Below are 16,214 nucleotides of genomic sequence, written 5' to 3'. Positions count from 1 at the left end.
TGCGGTAAGTTTATATCTACAACTACCTATCAATCTTGTAAGCTTAATTGCGTCTTAGATATATAGTAATACTATATGATTTGTGAGAATAGCAGAGCTTAGATCCCCGACTTCGCAGGAAAAGTCGGGGATATTGTCTTTTACGAAGGATTTAGGAATGCTATAAAATCCTAAATAATACTTAGCAAAATATATTTGATTAATAAAGATATTTTTCTTAGTACTTCAATCTCGAACATAAAATAATAATACTGAGTAGCTAATTTAAAGATGTTCAAGATGATTGATATTTAATATAGCAGTATTTTTGACCGATTATTCCGAGCAGGGTACAGAGCAAGCAGATTTATCTGTGGGGTCAATTCCATTTTCTAAAATCCAAAATCCAAAATCCAAAATCCAAAATCCAAAATCGATTGACTTGGTTCAGAGAAAATTTAATTTTGAGTAACATTTAAGCAAAAAATTATTTTTTGAGAAATTGAAATAATTCTATGTAATTCATTATCTATTTCTAATGGAATAGATAAAAGAAAAGATATATAATCCCTCTTCTGCCAAGAGTGAGAAAATAAAGTATGTGCAGACTCTGACAATAGACATTTGTCAGATGCCATTCGTTAGACATATACTATGACCAGAAATGATTAATTATCTGATGGTCGCTAGTATTTATGCACTTGTCTGAATCGAAGTGCGATCGCAAACAGTTGATGAAACAAATACATTTTTACAACTTGTTTAGTGAGATAATTAGATCGTGAGGAAAAGAACGGAAGCACGTTGAAATTTAAAGGGGGAAATATGAAAACTAAAATATTGGCAGCTTTAACCTTAGCAGCTCCCCTGTTCTTTACTGGTGCAGTTAGCGCCAACAATCCGCAGCAAGTACAAAAGCTGTTATCAACTGGGGAATGTATACAGTGCAATCTATCAGGAGCAAACCTCAGTGGTTCTCATTTAATTGGTGCTGACTTAAGAGGCGCAAATCTTCAAGGGGCTAACTTGGAAGGAGCAAATCTTGAAGGTGCTGATCTTACGGGTGCAAACTTGGCAGGTGCAAACTTAGAGTCAGCTTTTGCAACCAATGTTAATTTCAAAAATGCCAATCTCAACGGCGTCAATTTTACCAGTGCTACAATTTTAGATTCTAATGTCCATGGCGCATCAATGAATAACCTTAATATCACTAACGCTGAGATATACAATACAGGGATCGGCATTGGTGGTGACAGCGCGGATATTCCTGATTGGGACTAAAGGAATACCAGAAAATAAATTCTTCAATATTTTAGTAGGGTGCATTACTTAATTAACACATTATCTGATGTTATTGTCGGTGCGTTAGGCGTTTTGCTAAAACGCGCCCAATGATTTGAAGATTTTTGAGAATAAAATTTTTGCATAAGTTATGAAGCATTTGAACCCACTTACAGTGGGTTTTCGCTATTAGCTAGCACGCACTTAAGTCGCGTGCTTATGGTAAAAATAGATACTTGGTTGAACTCACATTAAATTTTGGAGGTACTAGCTAGCTACTTTAGCTTTTTTATATGCATGTACAGCCATGATTTACCACAAATAATTATAAAAGTCTAGACTATGTGAATACATAAAAAGTTTTATTAAGTATTCATATTAATTCTACTATCAACATTGAGAATAACAGCTTAAGATTGCCTAAATATCAGGTAAAATCGGCATTTAGACTTGTATAAATAAGGGATGAACTTATTGGTGCATGATTTGTACTTGAATGAGTACGATCATAAGCAGCTTACCTGTCTCAATGTTAGTCCACTAGATGGGCAAAACTGGTAAGACCAAAACTTGAACTTTGGTTCAAGGCACATGTCTATATGTGTAAAGTGATGTGTTAGTGCATCGCCGACTCAACAGCCTTTTGGTTGTAATTGTCCCGATAAAAGTAACTCAACTGTCACAATCATGGGAGCGGAAATGCAAGAACCGGAAGTAGTAGAAACAAAGTCTCCAGAGGCAATAGTGCCAGAAATGAACAACCAAACAGGAACCATTACTAAAATCCAGCCTACTGCGCAAACTCAAGACCAATGGTTGAAGTATGGAGAAGTCGCTTCTAGCTTTTTAGCGACATTACCTGAATACTTGGGAACCTTCTTTAACAAATACAAACAGCCCCTGGTTACAATTGGTTTAATTGTGGGAGCAATTGTCGCTGTTAAAGTTGTCTTAGCAATTTTGGATGCTTTAAATGATATTCCTTTAGTAGCACCGACCTTTGAATTAATTGGTATTGGTTACTCTGCATGGTTTATCTACCGTTATTTACTCAAAGCCTCTACCAGGGAAGAGTTAACTAGTGAAATTGCAACTCTCAAATCACAAGTAGTCGGTAAAGACGCCTAAAACTGAGTAATTCAGTACCCAAGCGCGATGGCGCAGCAGCGCCCGCTAGAGACGATTCTCCCAAAAGGGAGACGCTACTTGATCGCACTATTGGTACGCCACGAATTGCTGCTGGACCTCGCCTCCTCCCAAGTGGTCAAGTAGATTCTTCGCAACACTTGACCACTTGTGTAATCACATTTAATTAGGCGCTTTGACAATATATTCAGATTCAATTGCGTTTAGCCTTCCCGTTCGCACCAAAGCTTGATAAACCATAGCAGCTACCTCAGCACGGGTAGCTTCTTTATTTGGATTCAGCGTTTTGGTGTTGGGGTAGTTGATCACAAGATCATTGACTGTGGCCGCTGCTATCTTGTTGGTAGCATAGTTAGGAATTACTTTTGCATCCCTGTAAAAACTTAAAATTTGAGTTGGGGAATCAGGAACATTTAAATTCATACCACTAGTAAGGGCAACCAATACCTGTACTCGTGGAATTCTTTGTTGTGGTCTAAAAACTTTGTTAGGGTAGCCTTTCAAGAACCCTATACTAATAGCTTGGTCGATAGCTGAGTTTGCCCAAAACTGAGATGGTATATCCTTAAAAGCGATTGTACTCTTGGTTTTACCAACTTCTTTGCCAAATGCTTGTTCTACGATCGCAGCAAACTCAGCGCGAGTTACAGGCTGATTTGGTCTAAAGGTGTAATCTTGATAGCCCTTGATGATATTCCGAGAAGAAAGCGCATCAATAAAACGACGCGCCCAAAAGTCGCCAGGTACATCAGTAAATGTGATCGGCGGCGGAATAGTTGACTTCTGCTCAGGAATTACTAGTGGTATGGTTTTGTTGATAGTAAAAGGTAGTGAAGGTGCTTGTTGTTGAGGTAAAGTCGTAAAGTTAACACTAGGTTCTGGTGTGACTACAGGTAACTTATCCTCAACAGATGTAGACAGTTGTTGGCGAGATTCGACATTAGGAGCAGTTTGCTTAGGTAGAGTATTGGGAGAAGCAACCGAACCAGAGTCAGGTAGCAGCAAGCTGTTGAAGTTCCACCCAGACTCCTTACGGGAAAATGACCAAAACAAAATTGCCCCGACAGTAGCAAAGGCAACAAGAATGCCAATAAATTCATCAAAGCCGAGGGCATTAGTTTGAGATGACTTAGGATCGGGAGGCGTGTCTGTCATCGGTAATTATCCTTAATGCTTGGTTGTTGGTTGGTCTTTATAACCACTAACAAAGTTTCTCATAAAACTCGTAACAAACTGGGAATGCTGTCTATTGCTTCTAAGGTCTGAATTTCTGCCAAAGCTTGTCGAAAATCTCCTTCTCGGACATCGTGGGTAACAACAACAATTTCTGCTAGTTCTCCCTGAAAGCCTGTTTGAACAACTGATTCTAAGCTGACACCGTATTTACCAAAGCAAGTGCCTAATTTACCAATTACTCCTGGTTGATCTTTTGTGATAAAACGGCTATAGAATCTGCTAATAAGTTCTTCTGATGGCGTAATTTCGCAGTAGTCTTGATGCCCACAAGTCAATAGAGGATTGGGTGTGGTTGTACTGGCTTGCAGTACTGCTACTAAATTTAAAATGTCAGATGAAACAGCACTAGCAGTCGCACCTGCACCCGCACCTGGCCCAAAAAACATTACCTGTCCAATTGGTTCTCCTTCGACAAGGATGGCATTATAAACACCGTTGATGCTGGCTAGGGGATGTGTCTTAGGAACTAGGGTGGGGTGAACTCTGACGGAGATGGGAAGATGGGGTGATGGGGTAATGGAAGGAAGATTAACTCTTTTGGCAATCGCCAGTAGTTTAATGACAAACCCCAATTTATCGGCATAGGCGATATCTGTTTTGCTGACTTGGCGAATACCTTCACAATAGACATTTTGCAGTTTGATGCGTCCACCAAAGGCTAATGAAGCCAGAATAGCAATTTTGTCTGCGGCATCCAAGCCATCAACATCAGCGCTAGGATCAGCTTCTGCATAACCCAATTTTTGAGCATCAGCTAAGACATCATTAAAACTGCTGCCTTCAGTTTGCATCCGCGTCAGGATATAGTTGGTCGTACCGTTGACAATGCCTGTAACAGTATGAATCCGGTTAACGCTTAAAGATTGCTTGAGGGGTTGAATCACTGGGATACCACCACCAACAGCAGCCTCTAGCATGACATAAACACCAGCTTGATTGGCAGCAGTAAATATTTCATCTCCAAAACGAGAAATTACCGCTTTGTTAGCACTCACAACGTGTTTGCCATTTTCAATGGCTTTGAGAATTAGCGATCGCGCTGGTTCGAGTCCACCAATGACTTCGACGACGATATCTACCTGCGGATCATTGACAATTGCTTCCAAATCTGTTGTTAATACAGCATCTGGGATTTTGACCGCGCGGGGTTTGTCAAGCGATCGCACTCCTACCCGATATATTTCTACATCTCGCAACAAAGGATGACGCCCGGCACTATCTTGCAAAAGTTGCACCGTACCCGTGCCTACCGTACCCAAACCTAGTATTCCCAGCTTTACACCCACGAATCTTATACCAAATTTCACCAACAATAATTGTAGGGTGAGCATTGCCCACCCTACAATTATTGTTGGTCAATTGTCCTACTCTACCAGAAGCCGCTTGCGCGTCTATGTCATTTGTTCTTTGTCACTAAATAACTAATGACCAATGACTAATGACTAAAATTAATATGTTTCAACGTGCCAGCGACCAGCTTTCTTGATTTCTTTCTGGTAGTCGCTCCAAGTAACACCCTCTTTCGCTGCTGCTGCTGAAAGGGCTGCATCAATGCCATCTTCCATACCACGCAAACCGCAAATGTAGGTGTGGGTTTTCTCGTTCTTAATCAAACTCCACAGTTCATCTGCATGTTCAGCAACGCGGTCTTGAATGTACATTCTGCCGCCTTGGGGGTTTTTCTGTTCACGGCTAATGGCGCATGTCAAGCGGAAGTTATCAGGATACTTCGCTTGCATTTCTTGCAGTTCTTCTTTATAAAGAATATTTGGAGTTGTGGGAACACCAAAAATCAGCCATGAGAAACCTTTGAACTGGTATTCTGGATTAGCAGCTTTTTCGGTATCCTTGAACATCCGCCACAGATAGGCACGCATGGGCGCAATACCTGTCCCTGTCGCCATCATAATTACATTGGCATCTTCATCTGCGGGTAGTAACATTTCCTTACCCACTGGGCCTGTGATTTTCACATCATCTCCAGGCTTGAGGTTACATAGGTAAGTAGAGCAGACACCGTAGACTGTTTCGCCACTTTCTGGATGCTTGTACTCCAATTGACGAACGCACAGCGATACAGTTTTGTCATCCACATCATCGCCGTGACGAGTCGAGGCGATCGAGTACAGTCTCAATTTTTCTGGTTTGCCATTCTTGTCTACTCCTGGCGGAATAATACCGATACTTTGACCTTCTATATAACGCAAATTTCCGCCAGAGAGGTCAAACTTGAGATGCTGAACAATACCAATACCGTTTTCTCCTACTAATGCTTCATTGGAAATGCATTTACCAATGTAAGGTGCATTAGGACGGTAAATATTGACAGGAACGTCAGCGTGGGCATCTTTTTTAGCTTTCGCTTGAGTCATGGTCTTGCCTTTCGTCTCATTCTTCTGGGGCTGTTGCTGGACTGGTGATTCAGCATTGACAGGTGTGGCATTACCATTTCCTTCGTAAGCAGATTCAGCAGATGTGGCTTTACCATTGGTTTGCTGTAAAACACTCACTGGTTGTATGCTAACAATTCTGCCGCCCAGGCGAGTGATACGTCGCATTTCCTGATTCATGCGGCTGTAAGGCACTTTGATGAACACACTGCCACTGTTACGAATTTGATAGTTCGTCTGATCAGTTTCTTCGCTCTGACGCAAACCAACTACTTCGTAAACGAAAACACGGCTACCTGATTCTGTGTTGGCAGCTCCTTCAACAGTACCTCTGTAGTACATTCGTTCTACCACTCCGATATTTACTTAACCTTTTCTCACAAAAAACCCTTTCACCACAGACACAGTTCTCCATTACCAAATTTTGGTTATGAAAAACTAACACTTGGAAAAGCAGCATCAGCCAATGCCTTTTTACGTACACTCACCAAAGATACTAAGGCATGGAAAAAGTCACACCTGTTCACCTTCTAAGGTAGAGGATAAGTTCTTTGGAGAATGTTAATAATGAGTCAATTTAATCTTTTTTTCGTGATATGGCATCGCTACAACTTGACATTCTCACCGCCAAAGCGCAAGCTTGGCTGAAGATTCCTGATTCAACGAGCGATGCTTTTAGTGCAAGCACTACTAGCCTTACTCACTCTCCACAGGCTTAAAATCCCGTGTGTCCCACGGTACTGTAATACTTTGTTTACTTTCTTACCCAATTATGTCGCTTGGTTTTTACGACTACAGGCATTTCGGTGAACTATTGGCATTTTACCACAGTCCCTGTCTGTAGTTCATATCACCGCCACAGAGCGAGCTTGGCAGTGATATGACTTGCCCAAGAAGAATACCTCTGTTTGACAATTTTTAATATTATCGAGTTTTGCTTGTTGTCTAATAAAAATTTAGCTTAATTAGGGTAGTAGTCTCACCGCTTGCGGTGAGTGTAGGTACTTCACAAAAGGTAAAAAGTACTTTAAAAATCAGATCATACCCTATAAACTTGAATTAACAGAGTCATAAACTGCAATCCGACCTTACCATAACGCTCTTAAAAGCTAGCACTTTGCTGCTATATGGAAGAAAAAATTCCCAAACCATGATTTCTGGGCTTGTGACTTAAACTTCAGTAGCTGCACAGCTAGTGTTTAGGAAATTTTTGTGATTGCTAAATATTCACAACCATGATTCTAAAAACGCAATTTCTTGCTGCTAGTAAGCCTTGTATAGAGTAACCCCTTCTGTTAGAATCCAATATATCACTAGGATTAAATACTTACCAGTAACAACTTAGGCAACAAAAACGGGTAACAATTATTACTGTTAAGCTTACCCGTTATATTCTTATTTGTGCTGTTGAGTAGCAAGAACGCAAGATAAACCAAAGGGGTAAACTCCTGGCTTCATGTCTTGTAGGTGTGAAAAATTATTGATTGACTCATCTTTAGCATTTAGAGGAGATTCTATGAGTAATAAACCAGAACGAGTGGTACTAATTGGAGTAGCCGGAGACTCTGGATGTGGTAAATCTACGTTTTTGCGTCGTTTGACAGATTTATTCGGTGAGGAGTTGATGACAGTCATCTGTTTGGATGACTATCATTGTTTGGATCGCAAACAGCGTAAAGAAACAGGTATAACCGCACTTGACCCTAGAGCCAATAATTTTGACCTGATGTACGAGCAAATTAAAGCGCTCAAAGATGGTCAATCAATCATGAAGCCAATTTATAACCACGAAACTGGTGCTATCGATCCACCCGAACTGATAGAGCCGAATCATATTTTAGTGATTGAGGGGCTACATCCTTTATATGATGAACGTGTGCGATCGCTAATTGATTTCAGCGTCTATTTTGATATCAGTGATGAAGTCAAAATTGCTTGGAAGATTCAGCGAGACATGGCTGAACGTGGTCATCGTTACGAAGATGTTTTGGCTCAAATCAATTCTCGCAAACCTGATTTTCAGAAGTACATTGAACCACAAAGAGAATTTGCTGATGTAGTTCTTCAGGTATTACCTACCAACCTGATCAAAGAAGATAAAGAGCGTAAAGTTCTGCGGGTACGGATGCTACAACGTGAGGGTAAAGAAGGCTTTGAACCAGTTTATCTGTTCGATGAAGGTTCCACGATCCAGTGGACTCCCTGTGGACGCAAACTGAGTTGTTCTTATCCTGGTATGCAACTGTACTATGGTTCAGATGTGTACTACGGTCGCTATGTCTCTGTTCTAGAGGTAGATGGTCAGTTCGACAATCTCGAAGAAGTGATTTACATCGAAACTCACCTCAGCAAAACATCCACCAAGTATCAAGGTGAGATGACTCACTTGTTACTCCAGCACCGTGAGTATCCTGGTTCCAACAATGGTACAGGTTTGTTCCAAGTGCTAACAGGATTAAAAATGCGCGCTGCCTATGAGCGTTTAACAGCAAAGGAAGCCAAAATGGCCGTTCAAGTTTAAAAAAACAGTTGTTGTGTCAAATATCTAAGGGATACCAAGAGGTGTCCCTTTTTTTATAACTACAAATATTGTTATGATTGCAGATTGAGCAGCTAGATTAAATGTTGTCATTTTATCGGCTAACTCAAATTGTTTAGGAGGAATTAAATTTGTCTAAACGCTATCTATTTACCTCCGAGTCAGTGACTGAAGGTCATCCAGATAAAATCTGCGATCAGATTTCTGATGCAATTCTAGATACCTTGCTCACACAAGACCCGACTAGTCGTGTGGCTGCGGAAGTCGTTGTTAACACTGGTTTAGTATTGATTACTGGTGAAATCACTAGTAAAGCAAGTGTTAATTACGTCAGTGTCGCTCGTAATAAAATAGCGGAAATCGGCTACACCGATGCTGTGAATGGCTTCTGCTCTAACAGCTGCTCGGTGTTGGTAGCTTTGGATGAGCAATCACCCGATATTGCCCAAGGCGTAAATACTGCCCATGAAGCTCGCCAGGATAGCGAGGAACAATTCGATAAAGTTGGTGCTGGCGACCAAGGTATTATGTTCGGTTTCGCTTGTAACGAAACACCAGAACTGATGCCTTTGCCAATCAGCCTTTCTCATCGTATTGCCCGCCGACTAGCAGCAGTCCGCAAGACAGGTCAATTAGCCTACCTGCGTCCTGATGGTAAAACTCAGGTAACTGTTGCTTACCAAGACGGACATCCTGTAGGTATCGATACTATCCTGATTTCCACACAGCACACACCTACCATTGGTGATATCACCAATGAGGCAGAAGTGCAAGCCAAAATCAAAAAAGACCTGTGGTCAGCAGTGGTTGAACCTGTGTTTGGCGACTTAGAAGTCAAGCCAGATGAGAATACCCGCTTTTTAGTTAACCCCACTGGTAAATTTGTCATTGGTGGACCACAAGGAGACTCTGGTCTGACTGGACGTAAAATCATTGTTGATACCTACGGTGGTTACTCCCGACATGGTGGTGGAGCCTTTTCTGGTAAAGACCCCACTAAAGTAGACCGTAGTGCTGCCTATGCTTGTCGCTATGCGGCAAAAAATATTGTAGCCGCCGGTTTAGCACAAAAGTGCGAAGTTCAGCTTAGTTATGCCATTGGTGTAGCACGACCAGTGAGCATTTTGGTAGATACCTTCGGTACTGGCAAAGTTGATGACGAAACTTTGCTGCAACTCATTACAGATCATTTTGAACTGCGTCCAGCTGGGATTATCCATTCCTTTAACTTACGCAACCTGCCAAGCGAACGAGGCGGACGTTTTTATCAGGACGTCGCGGCTTACGGTCACTTCGGTCGGACAGATTTAGATCTGCCTTGGGAGCGTACTGATAAGGCAGAATTGTTGAAACAATCACTCAACAAACAACCTTCAACTGCTGCGATCGCTTAATTTCAGTTAAACCGAGAGTTAGGAGCCAAAAGTAAAAACTATGGCTCCTAGCTCTTTATTTTTAGTAAGACTAACTATAATAGTGAGCGAATATTCGTTCTTGTTATAAAGGAAGATAAGATTAGGTGAGAGTCACTGATGTGATTTCATGCCTAAACTGATTTGGTAATTTTGGCGGATGGATAAGAAGATTTGAGGGATATAAACTCATAAGCCAACCGCTGTTGACAATAGTTCACAAACAACAAAAGTGTCAGCTAACGACCCCTCAACCGATGAACTGCCAACTATCGAATTTCCCTCACGAGGGAAACTCAAAGCTAGTTCTTGGCGTATCCATCAAAAAATAGGCTATGGCTACTTTCTGGCAATTGGGATTGGGTTTTTTGGTTCACTTGCTGGATTATTTGTTGCGAACTTTTACCGAGGACAACAAATCAAGGAATTAGATCACGCCCACTATCAGACGCAAATGCTGGTCAATTACAAAGATGCGATCGCAGATGCACAAATCCAGAGTGCGAATTTGCCTGCTGTCGTGCAAAATCCAGAAAGCCTAGCCTACAGAAGAGATAAATTTCTGGAAAATATTGAAAAAACCAAAAAAATAGAAAATCAAATTATGGCTTTTCTGGAAAGCAAGCCTAGAAACTTAGCAACCAGTGAAGCTTCTCTACAGACTTTATTACAAAATTACGCGACTAATTTAGACTCCTACGTTCAGGATATTGAGTCTATTTTAGAACCAATTAATAACCAGCAAATATCACAACAGCAAGCATCCACAGTCCAGAATCAATTACTAGCTGTGATGCGCGGTGAAACAGCTTCGCGCCTAGATCAACTATACAAATATTTGAATGATCTCCTGCAAAGCGCCGAACAAGTAGAGGAGAGGATGAAAAATGATGTCAGCCAGTCTAAAGGAATTGAAAGATCAATAGTCATAGCTAGTATGCTCTTGTCAGTTGGAGTAGCTGCTGTTGTGGCTTGGCGTACTTCGCGAGCGATCGCCGAACCAGTCATCACCGTCACTCAAGTCGCGGAACAAGTCGCACGGAAATCAAATTTTGACTTGCGAGCGCCAATTACCACTGAAGATGAAATAGGTTTATTAGCAAAATCACTGAATCGTCTGATAGAACAAGTATCAAAACACACGAAAGAACTTGAACATGCCAAAGAATTGGCAGAAGGAGCCAACAAAGCCAAAAGTCAATTTTTGGCAAATATTAGCCACGAACTACGTACACCATTAAATGCAATTATCGGATTGAGTCAACTACTCCAAGATGATGCTGCTGATAGCAGCTTCGGAGGAGAGTTTATTAGTGACTTGGAATCGATCAATTCTGCTGGTAGGCATCTTTTGTTACTGATTAACGACATCCTAGACTTATCAAAAATTGAAGCAGGGAAAATGACTTTTTACCCAGAGACATTTGACCTGATGACATTAATCAATAGTGTTGTTTTGACAGTAAAACCGCTAGTAGAAAAAAATGGTAACGTCCTAGAAGTAGATTATGAGCAAGAATTGGGTATCATGCACACTGATCAGACTAAGCTCAGGCAGGTACTTTACAACTTGCTCAGTAATGCTGCGAAATTTACTACCAATGGCAAAGTGGTATTAAATGTCAAAAGAGAAAAAGTTTACAGACCTCACGAAGAACCCATCGAAATCATAATTTTTACTGTAACTGACACAGGCATAGGTATGTCTTTACAGCAACAACAGCAGTTATTCCAACCCTTTACACAAGGGGACGCCTCAACTACGAAAAAATATGGTGGAACTGGACTGGGGTTAGCGATTAGCCGTCACTTTTGTTTGATGATGGGTGGTGAAATTTTTGTCAAGAGTGAGCAGGGAATAGGGTCGATTTTCACCGTACGCTTACCAATGGTTGCTAATGGGTAGGGATAGGGATAGGGGATGCTCCCCTTCGTGATGGCTATTTAAAATTTATTTAAAAAATTACTCTAAAACACGCATAACCTGCTAAAAATTCAAGATTTGCCAACTACTAAAAGAAGTATATTTTGAGGAATGTCTCAAAACGGACTAAATTTGAGTAATTTTCAATACAGTTTTCTGTATTAAAAATTACTCAAATAAATGTACGTAATGGAAAGATTTTGGCGCAAAGGGATAATAAACAAGTGCTGAAGAAAATTTTCATGATTGGGGCGATCGCTCTAATGCTTCTTATAGGCCCGCTCATAGGCAATGCTGTTGCTGCACCCGTTGATGTGAACGCAGCAATTTCTAACGCTCAAACTGCTGCTGATACAGCATTTATGCTGATTTGTGCAGCTTTAGTATTGCTAATGACTCCTGGACTTGCCTTTTTTTATGGTGGATTCGTACGTTCTCACAACGTTCTCAATACGTTGATGATGAGCTTCGTACCAATGGCGATTGTGGGAGTGACTTGGGTTCTGTGGGGCTATAGCCTTGCTTTTTCGCCCGGAAATCCGTTTCTTGGTGGCTTACAGTGGCTGGGTTTAAATGGTGTTGGCACAGAATTAACTGATTATCTCAAAGGATCAAATCCTGCCGATTTCGTTTCTTATGCACCAACAATTCCTCACCTAGCATTCATGATTTACCAAGCCATGTTTGCCATGATCACCCCAGCTTTGATCTCTGGCGCGATCGCCGAACGGATGAGCTTCACTGCATATAGTTTATTTGTACTATTGTGGTCTACTTTTATTTACTCTCCTCTAGCCCATATGGTCTGGGGTAAAGGCGGATTCATTGGTTTAGCAGGGGGCTTGGGCGCTCTTGACTTCGCAGGTGGTACAGTTGTCCATATTAGTTCTGGAGTTTCTGCTTTAGTTGCAGCGATCATCTTAGGTCCTCGCAAAACCTACCCTGATCGTCTTAGTCCTCCTCACAACGTTCCCTTCATTTTGTTAGGTGCTGGCTTGTTGTGGTTTGGCTGGTTTGGCTTCAATGCTGGTAGCGCCCTTGCTTCAGGTAGTTTAGCAACAGTGGCCTTTGTTAACACAAATACCGCCGCCGCGGCCGCCGCATTAACTTGGTTAATTTTAGAAAAAGTTTTGCGCGGTAAACCAACCGCAGTCGGTGCAGCCACAGGCGCTGTTGCTGGTTTAGTGGGTATTACTCCCGCCGCAGGCTTTGTCACACCACTAGCAGCCATTTTAATTGGTAGTATCACCGCTTTTGTTTGCTTTTATGCTGTTAGCTTCAAACATAAAGTACAAATTGATGACGCCCTCGATACTTACCCGGTGCATGGCGTGGGTGGAACAGTAGGTGCAATTTTGACAGCAGTCTTTGCGACCACCACAGTTAACTCCGCAGGAAAAAATGGTTTACTCTACGGTAATCCAGAAGAATTATTAGTCGAGTTAGCAGCAATTGCGATCGCTTACGTTTTTGCTGGTGTGGGAACCTTCGTCATTCTCAAACTAATTGATGCTACAGTGGGTCTGCGTGTGAAAGAAGTAGCAGAAATGCAAGGTATAGATATCAACGAACACGGAGAAGAAGGTTACAACGAAGAATTTGGCGATCGCATTTCTGTGAGTGATAAGTAGCCATCATGGAGTGCGTACAGATAAAATCTGGTACTAAAGATTTGGTATATTTTCCAGAATCGTGTCCACTTCTGCAAAAACTTCTCCTACCTGGGCAATTTTATCGCTGATCACTAACGGTGTACTCTTGGTAGCGGTCATCCTGCTAATTTGGCGACAGCAGGGTGTCACCGCTTTTTTAGCGAATATATTGCCAAATCACGTCAATGCAAATGCTTCATCCCAGTCCACACCAGAATTGGGTAATCGTCATAAACTCAATTATCAACAATGGGTAAATGTTCTCAAGCAAGAAGCCAAAATCGCGTCTGAAAAACGTCCAATTCATCTGACCATACTAGCTGGAGATTCTTTAAGTCTGTGGTTTCCTCCTGAGTTGTTACCTGAGAATAGGAATTGGCTAAATCAGGGTATTTCTGGAGAAAACAGCACTGGATTATTAAAAAGATTAGAACTATTTGACCGCACCCAACCAGAAACAATTTTTGTAATGATTGGTATTAATGACTTAATCCAGGGCAATGAGGATGAGATAATTTTAAACAATCATCGGCAAATCATGCGTTACCTACGTAGGGTGCATCCCCAAACACAAATAGTCATCCAATCGATATTACCACACGCAGGAGAAGAAGCAACTTGGGAAGGGCGAGAAAAATTGCTAAATATTCCAAATAGTCGCATTCTTGAGTTGAATCAGCAATTGCAAACTATGGCGACAAAAGAAGGCGTCAAATATTTAAATTTGCATCCCCTATTTGTCAACAATCAAGGTAATCTTCGTCACAATTTCAGTACTGATGGCTTACATCTTAATCCTCAAGGTTATTTAGTCTGGAGTTCTGCTTTACAGTTGTATAGTCAGATGGATTTAGTTGATAAACCCTAGTAGAAGAAAATGGGGAACTTCCCAATCTCTCCAACTCCTCACCTCAATAGTGCCTCAGTAAGAGAAAATGTGAAAAAGTGATTTTTGTTGAAAAAACCATATGGATACTAAAGCTTTTAAACGTTCACTTCAACATTCTGAAAACTATCATCGTAAAGGATTTGGTCATCAAGAAGAAGTTGCCACCCAGTTACAGTCAGAATATCAAAGCCCACTGATTCAGCAAATACGGGATAATAATTATACCATTAACCGAGAAGACGTCACAATCCGACTAGCCCAAGCTTTTGGCTTTTGTTGGGGTGTAGAACGTGCTGTAGCAATGGCTTATGAAACTCGTAAACATTTCCCTAAAGAACGCATTTGGATTACTAATGAAATTATTCACAATCCTTCTGTTAACCAACGAATGCAGGAAATGGAAGTAGACTTCATCCCAGTCATAGCAGGGAAAAAAGATTTTTCGGTTGTGGAAACTGGTGATGTTGTGATCTTGCCTGCTTTTGGTGCCAGTGTTCAAGAAATGCAGATACTTAACGATAAAGGCTGCAAAATAGTTGATACTACTTGTCCTTGGGTATCAAAGGTTTGGAATACTGTTGAAAAACATAAAAAGCGTGAATATACCTCAATTATTCATGGCAAATATAAGCATGAAGAAACAGTTGCGACTAGTTCTTTTGCAGGTAAATATCTCATTGTTTTGAATCTAAAAGAAGCAGAATACGTCGCTAACTACATTTTGCATGGTGGGAACCGAGAAGAATTTATTGCTAAATTCAGTAAAGCTTGTTCAGCAGGATTTGACCCAGATAAAGATTTAGAAATGATTGGCATTGCCAACCAGACTACAATGCTCAAAAGTGAAACTGAGCAATTGGGTAAGCTGTTTGAGCATACCATGATGCAGAAGTATGGCCCAGCTAGTTTAAATGACCATTTCCAAAGCTTTAATACGATCTGTGATGCTACTCAAGAGCGACAAGATGCTATCTTGGAATTGGTAGAACAAAAACTAGATTTAATGATTGTGATTGGTGGGTTTAATTCATCAAACACTACTCAATTGCAACAAATTTCTTTTGAGCGTGGAGTCATTTCTTACCATATTGATAGTGTTGATAGAATTTTATCTGGCGATCGCATTGAACATCGATTATTAAATGGTAATTTGGAAATCACAAATAACTGGTTGCCTGAAGGCAAAATAGTGATTGGTGTAACTTCTGGTGCTTCTACACCTGATAAGGTAGTAGAAGATGTCATCGAAAAAATATTTGAATTAAAAGCAACAGTAGCGATCGCCTGATTTTGTTTTTGAGTCATCTAGCATTCCTAAATTATTTGTGAGAGACGAGAACCCTGACTTAGCAAGAGTTGTCGGGGTTCTCAACATAGTAGAAAATCTTAATGTCAAAGGCATGGTACCCTTCAAGAACGCCAAGGGCGAACGTAACCACAATTTTATCAAGTCACTGAAATGCCGCTAGATGTGAGGGATTGGACTTGTCCCCACAGGGTGTATTCCATTTAGATGCAAAGGGCTGTATTTAGTTGATCCGGAGAACGGGGAACAGAAAGTGTAGTGAATTCTCCTCAAAAATATATACAAGTTGGGCGCGTAAATCATACCAGAAGTAGATATTTATGAAAAGACTTTACAAACCGCAATATTCACTTTAAGATGTGTAACATAGGGTAAAAAACACCCAAACATCATAAATAACGTAATAGCAATCATAAGAACAATGACAGCAACTTTACAAAGACGCGAAAGCGCCAACGTA

Annotated in this window: 12 protein-coding genes; 9 read left to right on the top strand and 3 right to left on the bottom strand. The window is 41.0% G+C overall.

Features of this window, described 5'->3' with window-relative positions; all coding sequences use genetic code 11:
* Positions 1-804: 804 nt before the first annotated feature.
* Positions 805-1,260, top strand: a complete 456-nt coding sequence (locus tag AC5JMK_RS19750; protein WP_096673898.1) for a pentapeptide repeat-containing protein — start codon at positions 805-807, stop codon at positions 1,258-1,260.
* Between the two features lie 687 nt (positions 1,261-1,947).
* Positions 1,948-2,388 carry a CAAD domain-containing protein gene (locus AC5JMK_RS19745; protein ID WP_016860622.1) on the top strand — a complete coding sequence of 147 codons (441 nt, stop codon included), beginning with the start codon at positions 1,948-1,950 and terminating at the stop codon, positions 2,386-2,388.
* Positions 2,389-2,568: 180 nt separating this feature from the next.
* Here the strand turns inward: AC5JMK_RS19745 and AC5JMK_RS19740 are convergent, their stop codons facing one another.
* The 3 genes from AC5JMK_RS19740 to cpcD/petH form a co-directional block, all read right to left on the bottom strand.
* On the bottom strand, positions 2,569-3,561 hold the full coding sequence (locus AC5JMK_RS19740) for an S-layer homology domain-containing protein (protein WP_495910857.1): 993 nt from the start codon (positions 3,559-3,561) through the stop codon (positions 2,569-2,571).
* A gap of 59 nt (positions 3,562-3,620) precedes the next feature.
* The gene (locus tag AC5JMK_RS19735) at positions 3,621-4,928 is read right to left on the bottom strand and encodes a homoserine dehydrogenase (RefSeq protein ID WP_495910885.1); all 1,308 of its coding nucleotides are present in this window, start codon (positions 4,926-4,928) and stop codon (positions 3,621-3,623) included.
* 162 nt (positions 4,929-5,090) lie between these two features.
* Complete coding sequence (gene cpcD/petH, locus AC5JMK_RS19730; RefSeq protein ID WP_096673906.1) at positions 5,091-6,374, bottom strand: bifunctional rod-capping linker CpcD/ferredoxin--NADP reductase PetH; 1,284 nt, start codon at positions 6,372-6,374, stop codon at positions 5,091-5,093.
* A gap of 254 nt (positions 6,375-6,628) precedes the next feature.
* On the opposite strand from cpcD/petH, the gene AC5JMK_RS19725 reads away from it, so the two are divergent.
* The 7 genes from AC5JMK_RS19725 (at position 6,629) to AC5JMK_RS19695 (ending at position 15,736) form a co-directional block, all read left to right on the top strand.
* Positions 6,629-6,751: a hypothetical protein gene (locus AC5JMK_RS19725; RefSeq protein WP_495910856.1), complete on the top strand. Its 123-nt coding sequence runs from the start codon at positions 6,629-6,631 to the stop codon at positions 6,749-6,751.
* A gap of 797 nt (positions 6,752-7,548) precedes the next feature.
* Positions 7,549-8,553, top strand: coding sequence for a phosphoribulokinase (locus AC5JMK_RS19720; protein WP_096673908.1), 1,005 nt, complete (start codon positions 7,549-7,551; stop codon positions 8,551-8,553).
* 149 nt (positions 8,554-8,702) lie between these two features.
* Positions 8,703-9,965, top strand: coding sequence for a methionine adenosyltransferase (metK, locus tag AC5JMK_RS19715; RefSeq protein ID WP_096673911.1), 1,263 nt, complete (start codon positions 8,703-8,705; stop codon positions 9,963-9,965).
* Between the two features lie 250 nt (positions 9,966-10,215).
* Positions 10,216-11,889 (top strand): sensor histidine kinase, encoded by a 1,674-nt coding sequence (locus tag AC5JMK_RS19710; RefSeq protein ID WP_096673914.1) that lies wholly within the window; start codon positions 10,216-10,218, stop codon positions 11,887-11,889.
* 242 nt (positions 11,890-12,131) lie between these two features.
* The gene (locus AC5JMK_RS19705) at positions 12,132-13,538 is read left to right on the top strand and encodes an ammonium transporter (RefSeq protein WP_096678712.1); all 1,407 of its coding nucleotides are present in this window, start codon (positions 12,132-12,134) and stop codon (positions 13,536-13,538) included.
* 61 nt (positions 13,539-13,599) lie between these two features.
* Positions 13,600-14,427: an SGNH/GDSL hydrolase family protein gene (locus AC5JMK_RS19700; protein WP_096673916.1), complete on the top strand. Its 828-nt coding sequence runs from the start codon at positions 13,600-13,602 to the stop codon at positions 14,425-14,427.
* Between the two features lie 100 nt (positions 14,428-14,527).
* On the top strand, positions 14,528-15,736 hold the full coding sequence (locus AC5JMK_RS19695) for a 4-hydroxy-3-methylbut-2-enyl diphosphate reductase (RefSeq protein ID WP_096673918.1): 1,209 nt from the start codon (positions 14,528-14,530) through the stop codon (positions 15,734-15,736).
* Positions 15,737-16,214: the final 478 nt, after the last annotated feature.

It is taken from the genome of Pelatocladus sp. (assembly GCF_059505505.1).
This window is presented reverse-complemented; position numbering and strand designations above follow the sequence as displayed.

Coding starts and splice junctions, on each gene's coding strand:
- AC5JMK_RS19725 (WP_495910856.1), top strand. CDS start 6,629: ATGGCATCGCTACAACTTGACATTCTCACCGCCAAAGCGCAAGCTTGG.
- AC5JMK_RS19695 (WP_096673918.1), top strand. CDS start 14,528: ATGGATACTAAAGCTTTTAAACGTTCACTTCAACATTCTGAAAACTAT.
- AC5JMK_RS19745 (WP_016860622.1), top strand. CDS start 1,948: ATGGGAGCGGAAATGCAAGAACCGGAAGTAGTAGAAACAAAGTCTCCA.
- AC5JMK_RS19740 (WP_495910857.1), bottom strand. CDS start 3,561: ATGACAGACACGCCTCCCGATCCTAAGTCATCTCAAACTAATGCCCTC.
- AC5JMK_RS19720 (WP_096673908.1), top strand. CDS start 7,549: ATGAGTAATAAACCAGAACGAGTGGTACTAATTGGAGTAGCCGGAGAC.
- AC5JMK_RS19750 (WP_096673898.1), top strand. CDS start 805: ATGAAAACTAAAATATTGGCAGCTTTAACCTTAGCAGCTCCCCTGTTC.
- cpcD/petH (WP_096673906.1), bottom strand. CDS start 6,374: ATGTACTACAGAGGTACTGTTGAAGGAGCTGCCAACACAGAATCAGGT.